Here is a 22,533-nt window from a genome sequence, read left to right as displayed (position 1 = left end):
GGGGTGTTCCCCGAGGGCCCTTCCCGTTACGGGATCACCTGCCGGTGCAGGTGACCGTCGGCAGGGTGTTGGTGCCGGAGAAGTTCGCGGTGAAGCCGAACGTGGTGGTGCCCTCCGGCGGGACGCTGCCGTTGTAGGCGGCGTTGGAGACGCTCACCGACGCCCCGCTGCCGCTCAACGTGCCGTTCCACACCTGGTTGATGGTCTGGCCGCTGGGCCAGGTCCAGTTCGCGGTCCACCCGGAGTACGTCCGGGTGCTGTGGTTCATGATCGTCACTTCGCCCTGGAAGCCGCCACCCCAGGCGGTGACCACCTTGTACACCGCCATGCAGGAGCCGGCCGGCATGGTCGGGCTGGTCGTCACCGGCGGAGGCGAGGTCGGCGGCGCGGTGGTCGGGGGCGCGGTGGTCGGGGGCGCGGTGGTCGGCGGCGCGGTGGTCGGCGGCGCGGTAGTCGGGGGGTTGCTGCCGCCCGAGCCGATCCCGGTCACCTCGCCGTTACCGCCGTCGAACGTCACGTCCGAGCAGCCGAAGAAGTTCTCCTGGCTGTCCGAGCGGACCCAGCGCGAGTAGATGATGTGCCGGCCGCTCTTGTTCGACGGCAGGTTGCCGGTGAAGTAGTAGTGACCGTCGTTGGTGCCGACCGCGCCGCGCTGCGGCGGGTTGGTCACCTGCAGGAACGGCTGCTCCTCCAGGTCGCTCCAGGCCAGCGGCCGGTTCGGGCTCCAGCTGTCCTTGGTCACGTAGAAGTAGAACGTGCCCGGGTGGTGGGCCCAGTTGCTGTACCGGAACTCCATCGACCGGCCCGCCGTCAGGTGGGTGATCGGCCAGTCGTTGCGCGCCGCGTCGTACCCGCTGAAGCCGGGGTTGCCGCCGCTGCACAGCTTGCCGTCGGGGATGAACCCGACGGTCCGCCCGCCGGCGTCGGAGCGCAGCACGCTGAACCAGTTGTACAGCGAGTTCGCGCCGCTCTCGGCCACCGCCGACGAGCAGGCGGGGTTGTTCGGCCGGATCTCACCGGTCCCGGTGAGGCCGTCCTTCCAGCACAGGTAGGTGCGGGCGCCCGGCGTCATGGCCGCGCCGTGCGCGGCCGCCGGTCCGGAGTTGGTGACCAGGGCGAACGCGCCCAGGGTCAGGGTGGCGGCCGCGGTGAGCAACGCGGCCGTACGGGATCGGGATCGGTGCACGGGGATCTCCTGACTCGCGGAGCGTGGCCCGGTTCGGCCCGCCCCGCTGCGACGAGCGGATGCGACGATCGCGGTGCCCGCGCCCGGTCGGAGTGCGGCCGTGGCCGTCGACGGGCGCGCACCGTCTGCGGTCCGTTGCCCAACGGACCGTGGATGCCCTCGCGTCGGATCGACCCGGCGGCCGGTGACGCGGCAGCCCCCGCGTCGTCACCCGGCACCGCCATCCCACCACGTCCGGGCGCGGCCCGCAATAGGCGCCGTTCGATGCCAGGGTCCCGGCGCGCGGTGGCGCCGGTATGCGCCAGGATCGGGGTAGGACGACGAGGGGAGCCAGGATGGGGTACGCGGTGGTGCTCGGCGAGGCGCTGGTGGACCTGCTCGACGCCGAGCGCGACGGAGAGCCCGTCTACCGGCAGGCGATCGGCGGGGGACCGCTCAACGTGGCGGTGGCGACCGCTCGGCTCGGCGGGGACGCGCGGTTCGTCGGGTCGCTCGGCGACGACGCGCTGGCCGGACGGATCCGCGCCTTCCTCACCGACGCCGGTGTGGACGTGAGCGGGACGGTGACCGTGCCGGCCCCGACCGCGCTCGCGGTGGCCACCTTCGCCGGCCCCGAGCCGGACTTCCGCTTCTACGGCGAGCCCCGCTCGTACGCGCTGCTCGGCCCGGACGACCTGGACGTGGCGCTGGTCGAGGGCGCGGATGTGCTCTACTGCGGCTCGATCGTGCTGCTCGACCCGCCGGTGCTCGCCGCCGCCCGGCGCGCCTGGTCGATCGCGGGCGCGCTGCGGGTGTTCGACCCGAACGTCCGGCCCCGGCTGCTCACCGCCCCGGGCGCGCTGGACGGGCTGCGCGCGGTGGTCGCCGAGTTCGCCGCCGCCGCGCACCTGGTCAAACTCAGCAGCGCCGACGCGCGGGTGCTCTACCCGCACGAGCCGGTCGAGGGCGTGGCCGCGTACCTGCGGGAACTGGGCGCGAGCACGGTCGTGGTCACGCTCGGCGCGGACGGCGCGCTGGTCGCCGCCGGCGACGACGTGGTGCGCGTGCCCGCGCCGAAGGTGGACGCGGTGGACGCGACCGGCGCGGGGGACTCGGTGATGGGCGCGCTGGTGGCCGAGCTGCTGGCCGCCGGTGAGCCGGCCGAACCGGCCGGGTGGCGGGAGCGGGTGGCGTTCGCGCTGCGGGTGGCCGCAGTGGTCTGCGAGTCCCCGGGTGGCGCCACCGCCATGCCCACCCGCGAGGAGGTGACCGCCCGCTTCGCGTGAAAGGAAGGGCCCCTTGTTAACGCCTCAGGTAGAGAAGGGGCCCCTTCTTAACGCGCTCAGCGCTCACCCCGCGCGCGTGCGGGTCATCGTCAGGACGGTGACCAGGGTGAGAACGGCGGCGCCGGCCAGGACCGTGGCCATCGGCAGCGCGCTGCCCTCGCCGCCGAGCCCGACCAGGGGCGCGGCCAGCGCGCCGACGACCGACTGGATGCCGCCCATCAGCGCGGCGGCGGTGCCGGCGTGGCGGGCGTGCGCGTCCAGCGCCAGCGCCGTGCTGTTCGGCGTCACCATGCCCAGCGCGCCGACGTACCCGAACAGCGCCACCGCGGTCAGCGCGAGGCCGTCGGTCAGCGCGCCGCTCAGCACGCCGGCCGCGGCGACCAGGCCGACCGCCAGCGCGGTGACCAGCAGCCGGCGTGGCGGGAACCGGTCGAGCAGCCGGGCGTTCAGCTGCCCGACGGCCACCAGGCCGAGCGCGTTGACGCCGAAGATGACGCTGAACACCGCCGCGGAGACGCCGAAGACGTCCTGGAACACGAACGACGACCCCGAGATGTACGCGAACAGCCCGGCGAAGGCGAAGCCCTGGGTCAGCGCGTACCCGAGGTAGACCCGGTCGGCGAGCAGCGACCGCATGGTCCGGGCGGTGGCCCCCAGCCCGCCGGTGCTGCGGCGCTCGGCCGGCAGCGTCTCCGGCAGGCGCAGCGCGACCGCGACGGCCAGCACCGCGCCGATGGCGGCCAGCACCAGGAAGACGGACCGCCAGGAGCCGAACCGGAGCACCAGGCTGCCCACGCCCGGCGCCGCGATCGGCGCGACCCCGAAGACCAGGGTGAGCCGGGAGAAGTACTTCGCGGCGTCCCGGCCCGAGTAGAGGTCGCGGACCACGGCGCGGGCGACCACCACGCCCATGCCGCCGGCCAGGCCCTGGGCGAACCGGACGGCGGCCAGCAGCGGGGCGTTCGGCGCCGCCGCGCACGCCAGCGCCAGCACGGTGTACGCGACCACGCCCACCAGCACCGGGCGGCGGCGCCCCCAGCGGTCGCTGAGCGGCCCGGTGACGAGCTGGCCGAACGCCAGGCCGATCAGGCAGGTGGTCAGCGAGAGCTGGATGCCGGCCTGGTCGGCGCCGAGGTCGCGGGTCATGGCCGGGAACGCGGGCAGGTACATGTCCAGCGAGAGCGGGCCGATCGCGGTGAGCGTGCCGAGCAGCACCAGCAGGCCCGCGCCCCCGGTGGACGCGGTGGCGCCGGCGCCGGACGGGCGGGCGGCGGGCGGCGCGGCTTGACTCACGAGCGGGTACCCCCTGAAATCCGATGTGCTCGGGTACCTTACCTCTGTAGTCAGAACTATTGCGATGTGAGGCGGGTGACCCCGTGTCGACGAACGAGCAGGTCGCGCGGTTCGGCGCGGTCCTCGGGGAGCTGCACCGGCTCGTGCGCCGCCGGTCCACGGCGCGCGCCGGGCGGGACCCGCTGCCCGAAGCTCAGGTGGAACTGCTCCTGCTCGTCCGGGACACGCCGGGCATCAGCGGCAAGGACGTGGCCCGGCGCCTCGGCACGGCGCCCAACACGGTGAGCACGCTGGTCCGCGACCTCACCGACGCCGGGCTGCTGGCCCGCGACCGCGACCCCGCCGACCGCCGCGTGGTCCGGCTGCGCGTCACCGAGGCCGCCCACCGGCGGATGGCCGACCACCAACGGCACCGCACCGCGCTGCTCACCGAGGCGCTGGCCGACCTCGACCCGGCGGCGCGTGACGCGATCCTGGCCGCCGCCCCGCACCTCGACACGCTGCTCACCACGCTGCGGGCACACACCCGCCCGGAACTGGACCCCCGTACGTCCGGAAACCCGGTGGCCGCCGCGCCGCCCGGCACCGGATGATCGCCGGGTGATGCTGCACCAGGACGAGACACCTGTGGACGAGGGGATCGTCCGGGCGCTGCTGACCGACCAGCGCCCCGAGTGGGCCGCGCTGCCGTTGACCCCGGCCGGCGCCGGGACCGACAACACCATGTACCGGCTCGGCGACGACCTGCTCGTCCGGCTGCCCCGCACCGCGGAGAAAGCCGGCGCGCTGCGCAAGGAACAGCTGTGGCTGCCCCGGCTCGCGCCACTGCTGCCGTACCCGGTGCCGGAACCGCTCCACGCCGGGACGCCGACCACCGCCTTCCCGCTGCCGTGGTCGGTGCAGCGGTGGATCCACGGCGACGAGGTCGGACCCGGCACGGTCCGGGACTGGGCCGCCCTCGGCGCCGACCTGGCGGTGTTCGTACGTCACCTGCACGCGGCCGACCTGCTCGGCGCGACCCGCGCGGACGCGCTGAGCGGATACCGCGGCGGCAGCCTGCACCCCTGCGACACCTGGGTCAGCGCGGCGCTCGACGACTGCCGGCGCAGGATCGGCGACGAGACCGACGTCGACACCCTGCACCGGCTCTGGCGCGACGCCCTCACCCTGCCCGAACCCGCCGGCCGGCACGTCTGGCTGCACACCGACCTCAAGCCCACCAATGTGCTGGCACGCGACGGCCGGCTGTGCGCGGTGATCGACTTCGGCGGGCTGACCGTCGGGTTCCCGGACGCGGAACACGCGCCGATCTGGGACCTGCCGCCGCAGGCCCGGCACGCCTACCGGGAGGCGCTCGGTGTCGACGACGTGACCTGGGCACGGGCCCGCGCCTGGGCGCTCGGGGTGGCGGCCAGCGGCGTCTCCTACTACTGGCACACGTTCCCGGCGTTCGTCGCCGAGTGCCGCAACCGTCTCCGCGAGATCCTCGCCGACGCCGGCTGAGCCCAGGCCGCCGCTCAGGCGGTGCCGTCGAGTTCGGCGTAGCCGCGGCGGGCGGCGATCAGGCCCGGCCGGGCGCCGAACGGCGACTCGGCCGCCACCCGCTCCGGCGGCGCGCTGCCGGTGTGCCCGGCGCGGATCAGCCACGCCTGCCGCGCGAGCTGCGCGTGCTGCTCGCGGACGAAATCCGCGCCGACCGGCTCGCCGTGGCCCGGCACCACCACCGTCGCGGGCGTGGTCAGGCGCAGCAGGTCGGCCAGCGCGTCCGGCCACCGCAACGGGTACGACTCCTCGAACGCCGGCGGCCCGCTCTGCTCCACCAGATCGCCGGCCACCAGCACGTCCGCATCGGGCACGTGCACCACCAGGTCGGCGTCGGTGTGCCCATGCCCGGGATGGCGCAGCACCACCCGGCGGCCACCGACGTCGAGCACCGTCTCCTCGACCACCTCGTGCGTCGGCGCCCGCAGCTCGGTACGCGCCAGCTCCTCGGCCAGCGCCGGATCCTCGGCGCGCATCTCCTCGTACGCGGCGCGGCGCAGCGCGTCCGGCCGGTCCCGCAGCGCCGCCACGGCCTGCGGGTGCGCGTAGATCGCGGTGTCCGGCCCGGCCAGCGTGGCGTTGCCGAAACAGTGGTCGAAGTGGTGGTGCGTGTTCACGATCGTCCACGGGTACGGCGTCACCGCCCGCGCCGCCGCCGCCAGTTCCCGCGCCTGCCCGGCCGTGGAGAGCGTGTCGACCAGCAGCGCCGCGCCGTCGCCGACCACGAGCACCACGTTCACCGCCAGCAGCGGCTCACGTCGCACGTGCACACCGGGGGCGACCTCGGTGAAGCCGGCGGTCATGACGGGCCGAGGGCCCGCTCGACGAAGCGCTGCCGGTCGACCAGCGACCGCTCTACCCGGCCCTGCGCCGCCACCGTCGGACCGTCGGTGACAGTCACCTCGAAGACGAGCCGCTTCCCGTCGACCTTCACCAGCTCGGCGTGGGCGGCCACGGTACGCCCGACCGGGGTGGCCGCGCGGTGCTCCAGCTCCACCCGTACGCCGACGGTGGTCGACCCGGACGGCATCCGGGTCGCGGTGGCGGCCACCGTCGCCGCCTCGGCCAGCGCCAGCACGCGCGGGGTGCCGAGCACCGGCACGTCCCCGGAGCCCACCGCCTGCGCGGTGTCGGCGTCGGTCACTGTCAGCTCGACGCGGGCGGTCAGGCCCGGCGTGAAGGGCGACTCCGGCTGCTCCTGCATGCGGCCGAGCCTAGTGCAGATGAACGGGGGCCGTCCGGCGTCCGAGCCGCCGCGCCCGTGTCGTCCCCGCCCGCCCGCAGGCCCGCCCGTCGCCCGCCGTTAACCTTGTCCGCGATGGCCGAGCAGACACAATCTCCGACCCCCGCCCCCGACGCGACCACCGAGTCGCCCGACGGCGGGCGCCGCCGTGTGATCGCGATGACCATCTGGGGCGTCGCCTTCGTGGCGGGCTGGCTCGTCATCGGCCTGCCCACCGACCCGGCGTACGCGTTCCTGTGGATCTGGGCCGGCACCATCGCCTGGAACTCGGCCCGCCCGTGGCGCAGCCACCTGCGCTTCGCCCGGGACTGGATCCCGGTGGTGCTGCTGCTCGCCGCGTACAACCTGTCCCGGGGCTTCGCCGACAACGGCGCCACCCCGCACGCGATGGAGCTGATCGTCGCCGACCGGTTCCTCACCGGCTGGCTCACCGGCGGTGAGGTGCCGACGATCTGGCTGCAGGAGCGCCTGTACGACCCGTCCGAGGTGCGCTGGTGGGACGTGCTGGTGAGCTGGATCTACTTCTCGCACTTCGTGGCGACGTTCGCCGCCGCGGCCGTGCTGTGGATGCGCAACCGGCGGCGCTGGATCGCGTACATGTCCCGCTGGGGCTTCCTGTGCGCGGCCGGCCTGGTCACCTACTTCGCCTACCCGGCCGCGCCGCCGTGGTGGGCGGCGCAGAACGGCCTGCTGACCGAGGTCGCGCGGATCTCCACCCGGGGGTGGAAGGAGATCGGCATGCACGGCGCGGGCAATCTGCTCAACGCCGGGCAGATCGCCTCCAACCCGGTGGCCGCGATGCCGTCGCTGCACACCGCGTTCGCGCTGTTCGTGGTGCTGTTCTTCATGCGGTCGGTGCGCAAGCGCTGGTGGCCGCTGATGCTGGCGTATCCGCTGGCCATGACGTTCACGCTGATGTACAGCGGCGAGCACTACCTGATCGACGTGCTGGTCGGCTGGGCGTACGTGGGCATGACGTTCCTGGTGGTCGGCCTGGCCGAGCGCTGGTGGGCGGCGCGGCGGGCCCGGCGTGCCGGTGAGCCCGCCGGCGCGGCCGACGTGCCGCAGCCCGCCACCGCGGCCGAGGCCGACGCCCCCGCGGACGACCGGGACGCGGTGCCGGCCGAGCGACGCTAGCCCCGCTGGCGGGTCAGCGGCGGTGGTCGGCCCGGCGCGCGGCCCGCGACCGCTCGGTCAGCTCCGCGGCCAGCTCCCAGGCGTCGGCCAGGTCCCGGTCGACCGCCGCCGCCCCGGCCCCGCCCGCGGTGTCCGCGTGCACGGTGGCCAGCCGCAGCAACCGCTGCGCCGGCCCCTGCGTGACGCGCACGCTCTGGATCCGGGCGTACGGCACCAGCGTCAGCTGGCGGGTCAGCAGCCCGGACCGGGCCACGAAGACCCGCTCGTCGAGGCCGGCGCCGACCACCTTGCGGCTCAGCGGGCGCAGCCAGCGGGCCCGGGACGGGGGCGGCGTGCCGGGCAGCTCGTCCAGCCGTACGCCGGGCAGCACCTCCGCCACCACCATCGCGCCGGTGCCGGCGTCGCCGACCGGCAGCAGCCGGTCCGGGCGGTTGCGGTCGTCCGGCTCACCGGCCGAGTAGCCGGCCACCTCCAGCCGCAGCCGCAGCCAGCCCTTCATCCGCCAGAGCAGCGGCCAGGTCGCCCGCACGGTCTGCACCCGGTGCAGCGGCACCGTCTGCACCCGCGTCTCCAGCAGCCCGTTGTGCACACGCAGCGTGCCGTCGTCCCGGTCGAGCCGGAAACTCCAGTCGTCGAGCACCCGCCGGACCGGTTGCAGCACCACACCCGCCATCGCGGTGAGCGTGCTCGCCACCGCGATGAACGACCACGAGCCCTCGGAGAGGAACTGGGCGCCCACGAACACCACGCCGACCGGCAGCAGGAACGCCTGCGGCGTGAGCAACTGGCTGACCAGCAGGTCCTGGTTGCGGACGACGTGCAGCCGGCGGCCGGCCGGCGCGGGCGCGACCGGCGTACCCGGGGCGGCCGGCACGCCCGGCTCGGCCACGGCGGACGGGGCCCGGCCGGCGACAGCGAGCAGCCGCTGCCGCAGCGCGGTGGCCTCGGCCACGCTGAGGTAGGCCAGCGGCGCCTCGGTCTTGCCCCCGCCGACCACCTCGAGCCGCAGCTCGGCCAGGCCGGTGAGCTGGGCCAGCAGCGGCCGGACCACCTCCACCGCCTGCAACCGTTCCAGCGGGATGGCGCGCGTGCGCCGCCACAGCAGGCCCTCATACACGCGCAGCTCCCGGCCCACCAGGTGGTAACCGGTGTTCCACCAGCTCACCACGGACAGCACGGTGGCGCCGAGCACGAAGACCGTGACCAGCAGGGCGAACCAGCCGAACCCGACCCGCGACAGCGTCGACCAGGACAGACCGGCGATCACGACGACGAGTGACTTCGCGCCGTGCAGCGCGGGGCTCAGCGGATGCAGCCGCTGCCGCGGTTCCTCCCCGTCCGCCGAGGGCGCGGCGGCCGGACCCCAGGGTCCCGGGTACGGCGGAGCGGGCGCGGGCCACGGCCCGGGCGTCGCGTCGGCTGCCGTCCCGTATCCGGGCGGGGGCCCGTAACCGGGTGGTGGCGCGTATCCGGGCGGCGGTCCGTAGCCGGGCGGCGCGGCGGGCGGCCCGTAACCCGGCCCGGGCGGCTGTTCCGGACCGACCGGCGGTGGGGGACCGGGCGCCGCCCCGGGCCGGTCGTCGTGGGGCCGCGGCGCGCCGGGGTCGTTCCGGTCGCTCACAGGCCCTCCGCCCGGTCCTCGCCCAGCGCGGTGAGCCGGTCGCGCAGCCGGGACGCCTCGGCCGGACGCAGCCCCGGCACCCGGGCGTCGCTGGCGGCCGCCGCCGTGTGCAACTGCACAGTGGCGAGGTCGAAGGCACGCTCCAGCGGACCGGCGCTCACGTCGACGAACTGCATCCGGGAGTACGGCACGATGGAGAGCCGCCGCACCAGCAGACCGTGCCGCACCAGCAGGTCGTCGTCGCGCTCGGCATACCCCCAGGCGCGGACCGCACGCACGATGGTGATCGCCCGCCAGACGCCGATCAGCAGGGCCACGCCGACGGCGGCGCCGAGCAGCCAGTGCCCGGACAGCGCCCAGGCCACGCCGAGCACCACGAGCGCCACCGCCAGCCCGATGCCGAGCCGGATCAGCTCCACCCAGATCAGGTCGCGGGAGATCGGCCGCCAGTCGACGGTGTCCGGCCAGGGCTCCAGCGCGCTGCGCGACGCGGGCGGGAGGCCGGTGTGGCCGTCACCGCTCACCGGGAGGACCTGCCGTGCTCGCCGCCGGTACGGGCTCGGGTCGTCTGCTCGCTCACGCTTCGAGCGTAGGCGATCAGGGAAGCGGGACCACCTCGCGGAGGAAGCCGCGTGCGTCGAGGAAGTCCCCGAGGGAGTCCCGGTGCGCCGGGCAGGCGAGCCAGGTCTTGCGCCGGTCGGGCGCGTGCAGGCGGGGATTGTGCCAGCGAAGCTGGTAGGCGGCGGGAGCGCGACACCCCCGCGCCGAGCAGATCAGCTCGTCTTCGGGGGCGTTGGGAGTCGTCACCGGGGCGAGTCTAGGCGTCGCACGCCGGGAGTTTTAGCGCCGGGCGGCCACGGGGGGAGCCGCCCGGCGACGGGGTGAATCGTACACACTGCGGACCCCTTTTTGTCCACCCGTGTTCAGCGTTTTCGTGCGGCGGTACGGCGTGGCCGGACGGCGCGGCGAAAATCGTGCCTCTCCCACCCTCGGCTCTCAGCGAGGCATGACAGTCTTGATACGCACCACGCCGCGACGACGACCCTGCTGTGGAGGACCGGTGGCCCAGCCGACCACACCCGACGTGCCGAACCCGACCGAGGCGCCGCCGGACGCCCCGCCCCCGGCGGCCACCACGCCGGCGCAGGACGCCACGCTGCTGGAGCGGGCGCTGTTCGAGACCAAGCGGGTGATCGTCGGCCAGGACCGGATGGTCGAGCGGATGTTCGTCGCGCTGCTGGCCCGGGGGCACTGCCTGCTGGAGGGCGTACCGGGCGTGGCCAAGACGCTCGCCGTGGAGACGCTGGCCCGGGTCGTCGGCGGATCGTTCGCCCGGGTCCAGTTCACGCCGGACCTGGTGCCCGCCGACATCATGGGCACCCGGATCTACCGGCAGTCCAGCGAGAAGTTCGACGTCGAGCTGGGTCCGGTCTTCGTCAACTTCCTGCTCGCCGACGAGATCAACCGCGCGCCGGCCAAGGTGCAGTCGGCGCTGCTGGAGGTGATGAGCGAGCGGCAGGTCTCCATCGGTGGCGAGAGTCACCGGGTGCCGGACCCGTTCCTGGTGATGGCCACCCAGAACCCGATCGAGCAGGAGGGCGTCTACCCGCTGCCGGAGGCGCAGCGGGACCGCTTCCTCATGAAAATCGTCGTGGGCTACCCGACCGATGCCGAGGAACGCGAGATCGTCTACCGGATGGGCGTCGCCCCGCCGGAGCCGGCCCGGGTGTTCGACACCCCCGACCTGATCGCCCTGCAGCGCAAGGCCGACCAGGTCTTCGTGCACAACGCGCTCGTCGACTACGCGGTCCGGCTGGTGCTCGCCACCCGGGCGCCGGCCGAGCACGGCATGCCCGACGTCGCCCAGCTCATCCAGTACGGCGCCAGCCCGCGCGCCTCGCTCGGCCTGGTCCGGGCCACCCGCGCGCTGGCGCTGCTGCGCGGGCGGGACTACGCGCTGCCGCAGGACGTGCAGGACATCGCGCCGGACATCCTGCGCCACCGGCTGGTGCTCAGCTACGACGCGCTCGCCGACGACGTACCGGCCGACCACATCGTGCACCGGGTGATGTCGACCATCCCGCTGCCCGCCGTCGCGCCCCGTCAGCAGGCCGCACCGCCACCGGCCGTGCCGCACAACGGATGGCCCGGGCAGCGGCCGTGACCCCGCCCACCCGCCTCGCCACCGGCGACCGCTCCGGGGCCGTGCTGGCCCGGCTCCAGCTCATGGTCACCCGCAAGCTGGACGGGCTGCTCCAGGGCGACTACGCCGGGCTGCTGCCCGGCCCGGGCAGCGAGGCGGGGGAGTCCCGGGAGTACCGGCCCGGCGACGACGTGCGCCGGATGGACTGGCCGGTCACGGCCCGCACCACCATGCCGCACGTGCGGCGTACGGTGGCCGACCGCGAGCTGGAGACGTGGCTTGCTGTGGACATGTCGGCCAGCCTCGACTTCGGCACCGGCCGGTGGCTCAAGCGGGACGTGGCGGTCGCCGCCGTCGCCGCGCTGGCCCACCTCACCGTGCGCGGCGGCAACCGGATCGGCGCCGTCGTCGGCACCGGCGGGGCCGGTGGGCCGGGCACGCTGCTGCGGCTGCCCGCCCGCGCCGGCCGCAAGGAGGCCCAGGGGCTGCTGCGGGCGGTGGCCGGCGCCGAGATCCGGCCCGGTCGCAGCGACCTCGGCGCGCTCGTCGACATGCTCAACCGGCCGCCCCGGCGGCGCGGCGTGGCGGTGGTCATCTCCGACTTCCTCGCGCCGCCGCAGCAGTGGGGCCGGCCGCTGCGTAAGCTGCGGGTCCGCCACGACGTGCTGGCCGTGGAGGTGGTCGACCCGCGGGAACTGGAACTGCTCGACGTGGGGGTGCTGCCGGTGGTCGACCCGGAGAGCGGCGAGCTGCACGAGGTGCAGACCGCCGACCCGGGCCTGCGCCGCCGGTACGCCGAGGCGGCGGCCGCCCAGCGCGGGGCGATCGCCGCCGAGCTGCGCGCCGCGGGCGCGGCCCACCTGCGCCTGCGTACCGACCGAGACTGGCTGCTGGACATGGTGCGTTTCGTCGCCGCACAGCGGCACGCCCGCACCCGAGGGACGACTCGATGATCCGTTTTCTGCAACCGTGGTGGCTGCTGGCCGTGCTGCCGGTGCTCGCCCTCGCCGCCGCGTACGTCTGGCGGCAACTGCACCGCCGGCAGTACGCGCTGCGGTTCACAAACGTCGACCTGCTGCGTACCGTCGCGCCCAAGGGACTGGGCTGGCGGCGGCACGTGGCGGCCACCGCGTTCCTGCTCTGCCTGCTGGTGCTGGCGACCGGGCTGGCCCGCCCGGCGATCGACACCCGCGAGCCGCTGGAGCGGGCCACCGTCATGCTCGCCATCGACGTGTCGCTGTCGATGCAGGCCGACGACGTGTCGCCGAACCGCCTGGAGGCGGCGCAGGAGGCGGCCAAGCAGTTCGTCGGCGAGCTGCCGGAGAGCTACAACCTGGGGCTCGTGTCGTTCGCGAAGTCCGCGAACGTGCTGGTGCCGCCGACCAAGGACCGGGCGGCGGTGAACACCGCCATCGACGGGCTGGTGCTGGCCGAGGCGACAGCCACCGGCGAGGCGGTCTTCACCTGCCTGGAGGCGATCCGCACGGTGCCGGCCGACGGCGCCGCCGGCATCCCGCCGGCCCGGATCGTGCTGCTGTCCGACGGCTACCGGACCTCCGGCCGGTCGGTGGAGGAGGCCGCCGCGGCGGCGCAGGCGGCGAACGTGCCGGTGTCCACCATCGCGTTCGGCACCGACTCGGGGCAGGTCGACATCGGCGGGCAGCTCCAGCGGGTGCCGGTGGACCGCACCGCGCTGTCCCAGCTCGCGGAGACCACCCAGGGCTTCTTCTACGAGGCCGCGTCGGCCAGCGAGCTGAAGCAGGTCTACCAGGACATGGGCAGCTCGATCGGCTACCGGACCGAGCCGCGCGAGATCACCCAGTGGTACGCGGGCGTCGCCCTGCTGCTGGCGCTGTGCGCGGGCGGGCTGAGTCTGCTCTGGACGTCCCGGCTGGTCTGAGCCGGGCCCGGCCGGCGGTGGTCAGTGACCGCCGCCGGCCAGCACGAACAGGACCGCCACCCAGACGGCGGCGAGGGTGAAACCCAGGGGGGCGACGTAACGGCTCATGGGTGTGCTCCGTGGCGACAGTCGGCCCGGTGCGGGCCGTGGGGGGTCGGGGCGTACGCGCACGAAGTCGTGACCGGGTGCTCCGCCGCGCGGCAGGGCCGCCCCGGCGTGGGCGCCGGAGAGCGGATGCGGTGCGGAGGGCGGGAAGCGGGTCAGCCGCGTCGACCGAGCCGTGGCTCAGCGGGGCTGACGGTGGGCCCGGCCACGACTGGGAGGATCGCTATCTCGCACAGCGATCACCTCCTACGGTCGGCGGGGCCCGGAACGCGGGCGCAGACCGGCCCGCAGACCCGGTGATCGTACACCGGTGTGTGCGGGTGTCGCGCGCGCGGCCGCCGACCCCGGCGGCGCCGGCGTGTGACCTGCTCGGGTTAGCGCTTACCTACCGGTAACCCCTAGGCTCCGACCGGACCGAGAGATCACTGGAGCAGAGGGGGATCCGTGGCCCGTACGGTGCTGGTGACCGGCGGCAACCGGGGGATCGGCCTGGCCATCGCCCAGGCCTTCGCCAAGCAGGGCGACCGGGTGGCCGTCACGTACCGGAGCGGCGAGGCCCCGGAGGGCCTGTTCGGGGTGCGGTGTGACGTGACCGACGCCGAGTCGGTCGACGCCGCGTTCACCGCGGTCGAGGCCGAGCTGGGCCCGGTGGAGGTGCTCGTCGCCAACGCCGGCATCACCGACGACACGCTGCTCATGCGGATGTCCGAGGAACAGTTCACCCGCGTGCTCGACACCAACCTGAGCGGCTCGTTCCGGGTCGCCAAGCGGGCCTCGACGAAGATGCTCCGGAACCGGTGGGGCCGGATGATCTTCATCTCCTCGGTGGTCGGCCTCTTCGGTGGCGCGGGCCAGGTCAACTACGCGGCCAGCAAGGCCGGCCTGGTCGGTGTGGCCCGCTCGATCACCCGCGAGCTGGGCAGCCGCAACATCACCGCGAACGTGGTGGCGCCCGGCTTCATCGACACCGACATGACCGCCGGGCTGCCCGAGGAACGCAAGGCGGAGCTGCGCAAGGCGATCCCCGCCGGGCGGATGGCCACCCCGGACGAGGTCGCGGGCGTCGTCACCTGGCTCGCCTCGGACGCGGCCGGCTACGTCACCGGCGCCGTCATCCCGGTCGACGGCGGCCTCGGCATGGGTCACTGAGCAGAGCACGGAGGAGACACGCAATGTCCGGACTTCTCGCCGGTAAGCGACTGCTGGTCACCGGCGTCATCACCGACGCCTCGATCGCCTTCTCGGTGGCGAAACTCGCCCAGGAGAACGGCGCCCAGGTCGTGCTCACCGGCTACGGCCGGCTCTCCCTGGTGGAGCGGATCGCCAAGCGGCTGCCCGAACCCGCGCCGGTGATCGAGCTGGACGTCACCAGCGAGGAGCACCTGGCCGGGCTGGCCGACAAGGTACGCGAGCACGTCGACGGCCTGGACGGGGTGGTGCACTCGATCGGGTTCGCCCCGCAGAGCTGCCTCGGCGGCGGCTTCCTCGACGCCCCGTGGGCGGACGTGGCCACCGCGCTCCAGGTCTCCACCTACTCGTACAAGTCCCTGGCCATGGCCGCGCTGCCGCTGATGTCCTCCGGCGGCGCCGTGGTGGGCCTCACCTTCGACGCCACCAAGGCGTGGCCGGTCTACGACTGGATGGGCGTGGCCAAGGCCGGGCTGGAGTCCGCCTCCCGCTACCTGGCGCTGCACCTGGGCAAGCAGGGCATCCGCAGCAACCTGGTCGCGGCCGGCCCGCTGCGCACCATCGCCGCCAAGTCCATCCCCGGCTTCGACCAGTTCGAGGACGCCTGGACCGAGCGGGCCCCGCTGGGCTGGAGCCTCACCGACCAGGAGCCGGCCGCCCGGGCCTGCCTGGCGCTGCTGTCGGACTGGTTCCCGGCCACCACCGGCGAGATCGTCCACGTCGACGGCGGCTACCACGCCATCGGCGCCTGAGATGTAAGGAAGGGCCCCTTCTTAACGCCTCGCGCATAGGAAGGGGCCCTTCTTAACACCCCATGCCCGGGTGGTCACCGCGCCGACCAGGGGGCGTCGCCACACCGTCACGGCGGGCGAGGAAGAATGGACCCCATGGCGTACGACGCGTTGGTGCTGGTCTCCTTCGGCGGCCCGGAGCGGCCCGAGGACGTTCTCCCGTTCCTGCAGAACGTCACCCGGGGGCGGGGGGTGCCGCCGGAGCGGCTGGCCGAGGTCGCCGAGCACTACCTGCACTTCGGCGGGGTGTCGCCGATCAACCAGCAGTGCCGTGACCTGCTCGCGGCGATCCGCGCGGACTTCGCCGCCAACGGCGTCGACCTGCCGGTCTACTGGGGCAACCGCAACTGGGATCCGATGCTCGCCGACACGGTGGCGCGGATGCGCGACGACGGGATCACCCGGGCGCTGGCGTTCGTCACCAGCGCGTACGGCGGCTACTCCTCCTGCCGGCAGTACCAGGAGGACATCGCCTCGGCCCGCGCCGCGGTCGGCCCGGACGCCCCGCTGATCGAGAAGCTGCGCCAGTTCTGGGACCACCCCGGCTTCATCGAGCCGCACGCCGACGCGGTCCGCGCCGCGCTCGCCCAGCTCGACCCCGCGAAGCGGGACAGCACCCGGCTGGTCTTCACCGCGCACTCGGTCCCGATGTCGGCGGCCGCCAGCGCCGGCCCGCACGGCGGCCGGTACACCGCCCAGCTCGAGGAGGTCGCCCGGCTGGTGCACGCCGCGGCCGCGCCGGACCTCGCGTACGACCTGGTCTGGCAGAGCCGGTCCGGCCCGCCGCAGGTGCCGTGGCTGGAGCCGGACGTCAACGACCACCTGGCCACGCTGCCCGAGCAGGGCGTGACGAGCGTCGTGGTCAGCCCGATCGGCTTCGTCTCCGACCACCTGGAGGTGGTGTGGGACCTGGACACCGAGGCGCTGGAGACGGCCAAGCAGCTCGGCCTGGACTTCGTCCGCGCCGGCACCCCGGGCGTCGACCCGCGGTTCGTGGCGATGGTCCGCGAGCTGGTGCTGGAACGCACCGCCCCGGACGGCGAGCGGCTGCGCCGCCGGCTCGGCGAACTGCCGGCCTGGGACACCTGTCCGGCGTTGTGCTGCGTACCCCCGGCCCGCCGGCCCTGAGCCCGACCCGACGACACCCCTGGGGACGACACGATGCTTGACCGCAAGCCGGTGCAGAGCTGGCTCACCGACATGGACGGCGTGCTGGTGCACGAGGGGCAGCCGGTGCCGGGCGCGCCGGAGTTCGTCAAGAAGCTGCGTGCCTCCGGCAAGCCGTTCCTGGTGCTGACGAACAACTCCATCTACACCCCGCGTGACCTCCAGGCCCGGCTGGCCCGGATGGGGCTGGACGTGCCGGAGGAGGCGATCTGGTCGTCCGCCCTGGCCACCGCCCAGTTCCTGGCCGACCAGCGGCCGGGCGGGACCGCGTACGTCATCGGTGAGGCCGGGCTGACCACGGCGCTGCACGCGGTGGGGTACGTGCTCAGCGACTTCGCCCCGGACTACGTGGTGCTGGGGGAGACGCGCACCTACAGCTTCGAGGCGATAACCAAGGCGATCCGGCTGATCAACGACGGCGCCCGGTTCATCTGCACCAACCCGGACGCCACCGGCCCGTCGATGGAGGGCGCGCTGCCGGCGGCCGGTTCGGTGGCGGCGATGATCTCCAAGGCGACGGGTGTCGACCCGTACTTCGTCGGCAAGCCCAACCCGATGATGATGCGCTCGGCGCTGAACACGATCGACGCCCACTCCGAGTCGACCGCGATGATCGGCGACCGGATGGACACCGACATCCTGTGCGGACTGGAGGCCGGCCTGGAGACGATCCTGGTGCTCACCGGCATCAGCAGCCGGGCCGAGGCCGAGCGGTACCCGTACCGTCCGTCGCGGATCGTCGACTCGGTGGCCGACCTGATCGACGAGGTCTGAGCCGGGGTTCTACAGCCGCAACGGCGCGTTGCAGGCGGCCACCAGGGCCTGCCGGCAGGCGGTGGTCAGCGGCCGCAGCGCCGCGTCGCGCTGCTGCGCCTCGTAGGTGTTCACCGCGCCGCCGGGCGCGCTCTCCCCGGCCAGCGCCAGCACCCGATCGAGTACGGCGGCGCGCGCGAACAGCCGGCGGGCCCGCGGGTCGAAGCCGGGCGGCAGGTCGGTGCCTCCGTCCGGGCGGCGCAACGCGGCGAGCGCACCGGCCAGCTCGGGCCGCCACTGCGCGACGTCGAGGCGGGTCAGCGTGGCTGTCGTCTCGGCGAGCACCGCGGAGAGTTCCGCCTCGGCCTCCGCCGCGCCGGGCGTGGACAGGGACGCCTTCGGCGCGTCCGCCGGCAGCGGGTGGACCCGCCACAGCACTGTCTCCCAGGTCATCCCCGACCCGGAGGTGTGCGTGCGGACCTCCGGCACCAACCCCATGCCGCTGGCCACCACCGCCTCGCCGGCCACCAGCGCGGCCCCGGCGAACGCGCCCGGGCCGGGCAGGCCGCGCGGGTCGCCCGGCGCGGGCAGCACCAGGCGGATGTCGTCCGGGGAGTGCTTGGCCAGGCTGGGCAGCGCCTCCCGCAGGGACACGTCGGTCCAGGTGCCGGGTGCGTCGGCGACCAGGTGCTCCTCGTCGCCGGCGACCGCGTCGGCCACCTCGTCGAACGGCACCAGGCCGGCTCGCCAGGCACGCACCCAGGCGACGAACCGGCTCGACCGGCGCGGAGCCAGTGTGGCCGCGCCCGCTGCGGGGGAGGACATGCCGAAAGGGTACGTGCTCCGCGCCGCTGCTGTCTCGGCTGCCGCTCCGGTGGCGCGACCTGCCCCCAACTAACCCCTTCGCACCGTTTCGTGCCGACGGATGACGCCCCGGTCGGCGCGTCGGCGAGCGACACGCCGAGGTCGTGGCTAGCGTCTCCGGCATGGCGGGGCGATACGACGGCGACGTGCTGGCCGGCGACTGGCGGCGACGGAAGGTGACCCCCGAGGTCGACGCCGAGCCGGACCTGGTGGTCGAGGACGCCGACTCCGGGTTCTGCGGCGCGGTGGTCGGCTTCGACACCGGCGCGGTGGTGCTGGAGGACCGGCACGGGCGACGGCGAAACTTCCCGCTGCTGCCCGCCGCGTTCCTGCTCGACGGCCGGCCGGTCACGCTGCGGCGGCCGGCACGCGCCCCGGTGCCCGCCGCGCGCCGCCGTACCGCGTCCGGCTCGATCGCTGTGGACGGCGTACGGGCGCAGGTCGCCAAGGCCAGCCGGATCTGGGTCGAGGGCGTGCACGACGCCGCGCTGGTCGAGCGGATCTGGGGCGACGACCTGCGCATCGAAGGCGTCGTGGTGGAGCCGCTGGACGGCATCGACGCGCTCGCCGACGAGGTACGCGCGTTCGCGCCCGGCCCCGGCCGCCGACTCGGCGTACTGGTCGACCACCTGGTGCCCGGCTCGAAGGAGAGCCGGATCGTGGCCCGGGTGAACTCGCCGCACGTGCTGGTCACCGGGCACCCGTACGTCGACGTGTGGCAGGCGGTACGCCCGGACGCCCTGGGCATCGCGGCCTGGCCTGTGGTGCCGCCGGGGCAGCCCTGGAAGGAGGGGGTCTGCGCGGCGCTCGGGGTGGCCGAGCCGGCTGACATGTGGCGGCACATCCTGTCCCGGGTGGACAGTTTCGCCGACGTGGAGACGCCGCTGATCAACGCGATGGAGCGGTTGATCGACTTCGTCACCGAGCCTGTCTGAGAGGTCGGTTGCGGTTGAGGGCCGGGGGCGACCGTGCCCGGCTCCGGGCGGTCAGGCTTGATCCCTGCGCCGGTCACGGTCGCCCCCGGCCCCGCCGTGCGCCAGCGCCACCCGCACCCGCCCCCGCCCCGGCCCCTCGCGCCCCCGGCCCCCCGCGCCCCGCCCGCCCCCGCCAGGGTGATCAAGGAGTTTGCGGGTGAATTGGAGATCAACGCGGACGCGAACTCCTTGATCACGGGGTGGGCGGTGCGGGTGTGCGTCGATCATGGAGTTGTGGCCCCCGCGGATCGGGCATAGCGGGGCGAAATGAGGGCCACAAGTGCAAGATCGGCGGGGCGGGGGTGGGGCGGGGCGGGGGCGGGAGTTACGGGAGCTCGTCGGGGGTTCGGGTCAGGACGAAGGTGGCTATGTCCAGGGCTACCGGGGTGCCTGATTCGTCGCGGATCACCGTCAGGATCTCGCCGTCCTGGGAGCCTGCGCGGCCCCGCCACCGGTCCGGGCCCTCGCGGGTGAAGCGCAGCTGCGGCCTGCCCACCTGGCCGCCGACCAGGTCACCGGCGGCGTCGACGCGGAACTCGTACTCGCCGCCCATCCACCACCAGCGCCCGGTCAGCGCGGCCACGTCGGCGGCGGGCGGGTCGGCCGGGCGCCAGGGGGCGGGCGCGGCCGGTTCGGCGTCCAGCACCAGTGTGAGCGCCTCCCGGCCGAGCGCGCCGATGTGGTGGCCGCGCAGCCCGTACGAGTTGGCGAAGTTGACCACGGCGGTGCCTGTGGGCCGGTGCACGGCCAGGCCGGCGACGTACCCGGGCATGGAGCCGCCGTGTCCGACGTACACCCGGTCGCCGACCCGGTAGAGCTCGATGCCGAGGCCGTGCCCGCCGGTCCACGAGTCGAGGTCGTTGATGACCATGGGGGCGCACATCTCGGTGAGCGTGGCGGGGGAGAGCAGCGCCGGGTCCGGGTCGGCCAGGAACGTGGCCCAGCGGCCCAGGTCCTCGACCGTGGACCAGAGCTGGCCGGCCGGCGCCATCGCCGCGGTGTCGGTGCGCGGCTCCTCCCGCAGCGTCTCGTGCCACGGGTGGACGACGTAGCCGCGGGCGTACGGCTCGGTGGGGTGGTACGTGGTGCGGCGCATGCCCAGCGGGGCCAGCAGCCGCTCGGTCAGCAGCTCCGCCCAGGGCGTGCCGGTGATCCGTTCCAGCGCGGCGCCGAGCAGTCCGTACGCCAGGTTCGAGTAGTGGTAGACGAAGTGCGGCGGGTAGGCGATCTTGTCCGAGGTCAGCCCGGCGAGCAGGGTGTCCAGGTCCGTGCCCCCGACCCGCTCCCACCAGTCGCCGTCCGGCTCGCGTTGCAGGCCGCTGACGTGGCCGAGGAGCTGGCGCACCGTCACCGAGCCGACCGGGGTGCCGGGCAGGTGGGCGTCCAGCGGGTCGTCCAGTGACAGCCGGCCGGCGTCGCGCTGCTGCATCACCAGCACCGCGGTCATGGTCTTGGTGATCGAGCCGATCCGGTACTGCAGGTCGGCGTCGGGGCGGGGCGTCTCACCGGCGACGGCGAGGTGCGCCAGCCGGCCGTCGCGGACCACGCCGAGCGCGAGTGAGGGGCCCCGCCCCTCGGCCTGGGCCCGGGCGACCAGCAGGTCCACCTGACGCGCGGTCTCGGGCAGCAGGGGCATCTCGTCCTCCTCGTCGGCGGTGGGCGCGGTACGCCGAGCCGAGCCTAGCGATCATGACAGTTCGATGACACGTGCGTTGACGTGTCAGGATTGTTCTCGTGGACGCCGTGTTCTGGATCGTTCTGGGTGTGGTATTGGCGGTCGCCGAGATCTTTACGACGACGCTCTTCCTGATCATGTTCGGGGTCGGGGCGTTCGCCGCGGCCGGCGCCGCGGCGCTCGGCGCGCCGGTGGCGCTGCAGGCGGTGATCTTCGCGGTGGTGTCGGCGTTGTCGGTGGCGGTGGTCCGTCCGGTGGTCCGGCGGCACGCGCGGCCGGCGATCGAGACCGGGGAGCAGCCGTTCGGGGTGGAGGCGCTGGAGGGGGCCACCGCTGTGGTCCTGGAGCCGGTCGACTCCGAGCGCGGGATGATCAAGATCGACGGTGAGCTGTGGACGGCCCGCTCGTACGACGCGACGCGCTCGTACGCCGAGGGTGAGCGGGTGCAGGTGATCAAGGTTCGGGGCGCTACCGCCCTGGTATGGCAGGACGACATTTCCACCCCGGGCGAGCTGCCCGAAGCGAAAAGGTGAACGGTATGGAGTTTCTGGCGATCCTGATGATCGCGGTGGCGTTGATCGGTGTGGTGACGCTGTTCAAGGCGGTGCGGATCGTGCCGCAGCAGCGGCAGGACGTGGTGGAGCGGCTGGGCCGCTACAAGCGCACGCTGAACCCGGGCCTGAACCTGCTGGTGCCGTTCGTCGACGCGGTACGCACCAAGGTCGACATGCGTGAGCAGGTGGTCAGCTTCCCGCCCCAGCCGGTGATCACCTCCGACAACCTGGTCGTCTCGATCGACACGGTCCTCTACTTCAAGGTGGTCGACTCGGTTCGCGCCACCTACGAGATCTCCAACTTCCTCCAGGCGATCGAGCAGCTCACCGTCACCACGCTGCGTAACGTGATCGGCTCGCTGGACCTGGAGCGCGCGCTGACCAGCCGCGAGGAGATCAACCGGCACCTGTCCGGCGTGCTGGACGAGACCACCGGCCGCTGGGGCATCAAGGTGACCCGGGTCGAGATCAAGGCGATCGAGCCGCCGCCGAGCATCCGCGACTCGATGGAGAAGCAGATGCGCGCCGAGCGGGACCGCCGCGCCGCGATCCTCAACGCCGAGGGCCACAAGCAGTCGCAGATCCTCACCGCCGAGGGTGAGAAGCAGGCCGCGGTGCTGCGCGCCGACGGTGACCGGCAGGCCCGGATCCTCCAGGCGGAGGGCCAGGCCAAGGCGATCCGTACCGTCTTCGACGCGATCCACACCGCCAACCCGAGCCAGAAGGTGCTGGCCTACCAGTACCTCCAGGCGCTGCCGCAGATCGCCAACGGCACTGCCAACAAGGTCTGGATCGTCCCGACCGAGCTGACCAAGGCCCTGGAGGGCATGGGCGGCGCGCTGGGCGGGCTGGCCAACATGGCCGGCGACGTGCCGTCGCCGGAGGCCGCCCGCAGCGCCGGTGAGGTCGAGCGGGAGGCCGCCGAGGCCGCCCAGGCCGCGGCCGTCGCGGCCCAGGAGATCCACAACGAGGTACGGGTGGCCGAGGCGCAGGCCACCGGCGGCAACGCCCCGCAGGGCCTGCCCGCGCCGGAGCCGGTGTCGCCGGCCAGCCTGGTGAACGACCCGGCGGACCAGCGCGAGCGGGGCTGACCGGCAAATCCGAAAAGTCCTCATACGGCGCTCCGGCGACT

23 protein-coding genes are annotated in these 22,533 nt (G+C 74.0%); 14 read left to right on the top strand and 9 right to left on the bottom strand.

Going from position 1 to position 22,533, the window contains the following annotated elements:
* Positions 1 to 34: 34 nt before the first annotated feature.
* A complete protein-coding gene (locus PVK74_RS11350) occupies positions 35 to 1,186 on the bottom strand; it encodes a lytic polysaccharide monooxygenase auxiliary activity family 9 protein (protein ID WP_113972461.1) in 1,152 nt (383 codons plus the stop codon).
* Positions 1,187 to 1,521: 335 nt separating this feature from the next.
* On the opposite strand from PVK74_RS11350, the gene PVK74_RS11345 reads away from it, so the two are divergent.
* Positions 1,522 to 2,451, top strand: a complete 930-nt coding sequence (locus tag PVK74_RS11345) for a carbohydrate kinase family protein (RefSeq protein ID WP_274479049.1) — start codon at positions 1,522 to 1,524, stop codon at positions 2,449 to 2,451.
* A gap of 63 nt (positions 2,452 to 2,514) precedes the next feature.
* On the opposite strand, the gene PVK74_RS11340 is transcribed toward PVK74_RS11345, so the two are convergent.
* Positions 2,515 to 3,744, bottom strand: coding sequence for a multidrug effflux MFS transporter (locus PVK74_RS11340; RefSeq protein ID WP_043329716.1), 1,230 nt, complete (start codon positions 3,742 to 3,744; stop codon positions 2,515 to 2,517).
* 83 nt (positions 3,745 to 3,827) lie between these two features.
* Between PVK74_RS11340 and PVK74_RS11335 the strand changes: the two genes are divergently transcribed.
* Together PVK74_RS11335 and PVK74_RS11330 are read left to right on the top strand one after the other, a co-directional pair.
* Positions 3,828 to 4,337: a MarR family winged helix-turn-helix transcriptional regulator gene (locus PVK74_RS11335; protein WP_187694520.1), complete on the top strand. Its 510-nt coding sequence runs from the start codon at positions 3,828 to 3,830 to the stop codon at positions 4,335 to 4,337.
* 10 nt (positions 4,338 to 4,347) lie between these two features.
* On the top strand, positions 4,348 to 5,247 hold the full coding sequence (locus tag PVK74_RS11330; RefSeq protein ID WP_274479269.1) for an aminoglycoside phosphotransferase family protein: 900 nt from the start codon (positions 4,348 to 4,350) through the stop codon (positions 5,245 to 5,247).
* 14 nt (positions 5,248 to 5,261) lie between these two features.
* On the opposite strand, the gene PVK74_RS11325 is transcribed toward PVK74_RS11330, so the two are convergent.
* Both PVK74_RS11325 and PVK74_RS11320 read right to left on the bottom strand, forming a co-directional pair.
* Entirely contained in the window at positions 5,262 to 6,089 is an 828-nt protein-coding gene (locus tag PVK74_RS11325) for an MBL fold metallo-hydrolase (RefSeq protein WP_113972459.1), read from the bottom strand.
* Complete coding sequence (locus tag PVK74_RS11320) at positions 6,086 to 6,490, bottom strand: thioesterase family protein (RefSeq protein WP_274479048.1); 405 nt, start codon at positions 6,488 to 6,490, stop codon at positions 6,086 to 6,088. Before PVK74_RS11320 ends, PVK74_RS11325 begins: the two co-directional genes overlap by 4 nt.
* Before the next feature lie 114 nt (positions 6,491 to 6,604).
* Between PVK74_RS11320 and PVK74_RS11315 the strand changes: the two genes are divergently transcribed.
* Positions 6,605 to 7,666, top strand: coding sequence for a phosphatase PAP2 family protein (locus PVK74_RS11315; protein WP_274479047.1), 1,062 nt, complete (start codon positions 6,605 to 6,607; stop codon positions 7,664 to 7,666).
* 13 nt (positions 7,667 to 7,679) lie between these two features.
* Here PVK74_RS11315 and PVK74_RS11310 read toward each other — a convergent pair whose 3' ends face one another.
* The 3 genes from PVK74_RS11310 to PVK74_RS11300 form a co-directional block, all read right to left on the bottom strand.
* A complete protein-coding gene (locus tag PVK74_RS11310; RefSeq protein WP_420800522.1) occupies positions 7,680 to 9,287 on the bottom strand; it encodes a PH domain-containing protein in 1,608 nt (535 codons plus the stop codon).
* Entirely contained in the window at positions 9,284 to 9,811 is a 528-nt protein-coding gene (locus tag PVK74_RS11305; RefSeq protein ID WP_064445350.1) for a PH domain-containing protein, read from the bottom strand. Before PVK74_RS11305 ends, PVK74_RS11310 begins: the two co-directional genes overlap by 4 nt.
* Positions 9,812 to 9,884: 73 nt before the next feature.
* A complete protein-coding gene (locus tag PVK74_RS11300; protein WP_069087711.1) occupies positions 9,885 to 10,094 on the bottom strand; it encodes a hypothetical protein in 210 nt (69 codons plus the stop codon).
* Between the two features lie 253 nt (positions 10,095 to 10,347).
* Here PVK74_RS11300 and PVK74_RS11295 point away from each other — a divergent pair, with 253 nt between their 5' ends.
* From PVK74_RS11295 to PVK74_RS11265, 7 genes are all read left to right on the top strand, one after another.
* Positions 10,348 to 11,451 (top strand): AAA family ATPase, encoded by a 1,104-nt coding sequence (locus tag PVK74_RS11295; RefSeq protein WP_043329721.1) that lies wholly within the window; start codon positions 10,348 to 10,350, stop codon positions 11,449 to 11,451.
* Positions 11,430 to 12,383, top strand: coding sequence for a DUF58 domain-containing protein (locus PVK74_RS11290; protein ID WP_274479046.1), 954 nt, complete (start codon positions 11,430 to 11,432; stop codon positions 12,381 to 12,383). The genes PVK74_RS11295 and PVK74_RS11290 overlap by 22 nt, the downstream gene beginning before the upstream one ends.
* Complete coding sequence (locus PVK74_RS11285; RefSeq protein ID WP_274479045.1) at positions 12,380 to 13,330, top strand: VWA domain-containing protein; 951 nt, start codon at positions 12,380 to 12,382, stop codon at positions 13,328 to 13,330. Before PVK74_RS11290 ends, PVK74_RS11285 begins: the two co-directional genes overlap by 4 nt.
* A 549-nt stretch (positions 13,331 to 13,879) precedes the next feature.
* Positions 13,880 to 14,584: a beta-ketoacyl-ACP reductase gene (gene fabG / locus PVK74_RS11280; protein WP_043329724.1), complete on the top strand. Its 705-nt coding sequence runs from the start codon at positions 13,880 to 13,882 to the stop codon at positions 14,582 to 14,584.
* Positions 14,585 to 14,607: 23 nt separating this feature from the next.
* On the top strand, positions 14,608 to 15,375 hold the full coding sequence (fabI, locus tag PVK74_RS11275) for an enoyl-ACP reductase FabI (protein WP_043329725.1): 768 nt from the start codon (positions 14,608 to 14,610) through the stop codon (positions 15,373 to 15,375).
* 135 nt (positions 15,376 to 15,510) lie between these two features.
* Positions 15,511 to 16,542 carry a ferrochelatase gene (locus tag PVK74_RS11270; protein ID WP_064445353.1) on the top strand — a complete coding sequence of 344 codons (1,032 nt, stop codon included), beginning with the start codon at positions 15,511 to 15,513 and terminating at the stop codon, positions 16,540 to 16,542.
* Between the two features lie 33 nt (positions 16,543 to 16,575).
* The gene (locus PVK74_RS11265) at positions 16,576 to 17,355 is read left to right on the top strand and encodes an HAD-IIA family hydrolase (RefSeq protein ID WP_043329726.1); all 780 of its coding nucleotides are present in this window, start codon (positions 16,576 to 16,578) and stop codon (positions 17,353 to 17,355) included.
* A gap of 9 nt (positions 17,356 to 17,364) precedes the next feature.
* Here PVK74_RS11265 and PVK74_RS11260 read toward each other — a convergent pair whose 3' ends face one another.
* Positions 17,365 to 18,159: a hypothetical protein gene (locus tag PVK74_RS11260; protein WP_030504270.1), complete on the bottom strand. Its 795-nt coding sequence runs from the start codon at positions 18,157 to 18,159 to the stop codon at positions 17,365 to 17,367.
* 161 nt (positions 18,160 to 18,320) lie between these two features.
* On the opposite strand from PVK74_RS11260, the gene PVK74_RS11255 reads away from it, so the two are divergent.
* On the top strand, positions 18,321 to 19,133 hold the full coding sequence (locus PVK74_RS11255) for a DUF3097 domain-containing protein (RefSeq protein ID WP_210887153.1): 813 nt from the start codon (positions 18,321 to 18,323) through the stop codon (positions 19,131 to 19,133).
* Between the two features lie 364 nt (positions 19,134 to 19,497).
* On the opposite strand, the gene PVK74_RS11250 is transcribed toward PVK74_RS11255, so the two are convergent.
* Positions 19,498 to 20,808 carry a serine hydrolase domain-containing protein gene (locus PVK74_RS11250; RefSeq protein WP_274479044.1) on the bottom strand — a complete coding sequence of 437 codons (1,311 nt, stop codon included), beginning with the start codon at positions 20,806 to 20,808 and terminating at the stop codon, positions 19,498 to 19,500.
* Between the two features lie 98 nt (positions 20,809 to 20,906).
* Between PVK74_RS11250 and PVK74_RS11245 the strand changes: the two genes are divergently transcribed.
* Together PVK74_RS11245 and PVK74_RS11240 are read left to right on the top strand one after the other, a co-directional pair.
* Positions 20,907 to 21,380 carry an NfeD family protein gene (locus PVK74_RS11245; RefSeq protein ID WP_030504273.1) on the top strand — a complete coding sequence of 158 codons (474 nt, stop codon included), beginning with the start codon at positions 20,907 to 20,909 and terminating at the stop codon, positions 21,378 to 21,380.
* Between the two features lie 5 nt (positions 21,381 to 21,385).
* Positions 21,386 to 22,492, top strand: a complete 1,107-nt coding sequence (locus tag PVK74_RS11240; protein WP_043329729.1) for an SPFH domain-containing protein — start codon at positions 21,386 to 21,388, stop codon at positions 22,490 to 22,492.
* The last annotated feature ends 41 nt before the right edge of the window (positions 22,493 to 22,533 follow it).

This window comes from Micromonospora chalcea (assembly GCF_028768405.1).
Lineage (GTDB): Bacteria > Actinomycetota > Actinomycetes > Mycobacteriales > Micromonosporaceae > Micromonospora > Micromonospora chalcea.
This window is presented reverse-complemented; position numbering and strand designations above follow the sequence as displayed.

What these genes read in the sequence shown, in the direction of transcription:
- PVK74_RS11345 (WP_274479049.1), top strand. Translation starts at nt 1,522, where the DNA reads ATGGGGTACGCGGTGGTGCTCGGCGAGGCGCTGGTGGACCTGCTCGAC.
- PVK74_RS11330 (WP_274479269.1), top strand. Translation starts at nt 4,348, where the DNA reads ATGCTGCACCAGGACGAGACACCTGTGGACGAGGGGATCGTCCGGGCG.
- PVK74_RS11325 (WP_113972459.1), bottom strand. Translation starts at nt 6,089, where the DNA reads ATGACCGCCGGCTTCACCGAGGTCGCCCCCGGTGTGCACGTGCGACGT.
- PVK74_RS11320 (WP_274479048.1), bottom strand. Translation starts at nt 6,490, where the DNA reads ATGCAGGAGCAGCCGGAGTCGCCCTTCACGCCGGGCCTGACCGCCCGC.
- PVK74_RS11315 (WP_274479047.1), top strand. Translation starts at nt 6,605, where the DNA reads ATGGCCGAGCAGACACAATCTCCGACCCCCGCCCCCGACGCGACCACC.
- PVK74_RS11290 (WP_274479046.1), top strand. Translation starts at nt 11,430, where the DNA reads ATGGCCCGGGCAGCGGCCGTGACCCCGCCCACCCGCCTCGCCACCGGC.
- PVK74_RS11285 (WP_274479045.1), top strand. Translation starts at nt 12,380, where the DNA reads ATGATCCGTTTTCTGCAACCGTGGTGGCTGCTGGCCGTGCTGCCGGTG.
- fabI (WP_043329725.1), top strand. Translation starts at nt 14,608, where the DNA reads ATGTCCGGACTTCTCGCCGGTAAGCGACTGCTGGTCACCGGCGTCATC.
- PVK74_RS11270 (WP_064445353.1), top strand. Translation starts at nt 15,511, where the DNA reads ATGGCGTACGACGCGTTGGTGCTGGTCTCCTTCGGCGGCCCGGAGCGG.
- PVK74_RS11265 (WP_043329726.1), top strand. Translation starts at nt 16,576, where the DNA reads ATGCTTGACCGCAAGCCGGTGCAGAGCTGGCTCACCGACATGGACGGC.
- PVK74_RS11260 (WP_030504270.1), bottom strand. Translation starts at nt 18,159, where the DNA reads ATGTCCTCCCCCGCAGCGGGCGCGGCCACACTGGCTCCGCGCCGGTCG.
- PVK74_RS11255 (WP_210887153.1), top strand. Translation starts at nt 18,321, where the DNA reads ATGGCGGGGCGATACGACGGCGACGTGCTGGCCGGCGACTGGCGGCGA.
- PVK74_RS11250 (WP_274479044.1), bottom strand. Translation starts at nt 20,808, where the DNA reads ATGCCCCTGCTGCCCGAGACCGCGCGTCAGGTGGACCTGCTGGTCGCC.
- PVK74_RS11240 (WP_043329729.1), top strand. Translation starts at nt 21,386, where the DNA reads ATGGAGTTTCTGGCGATCCTGATGATCGCGGTGGCGTTGATCGGTGTG.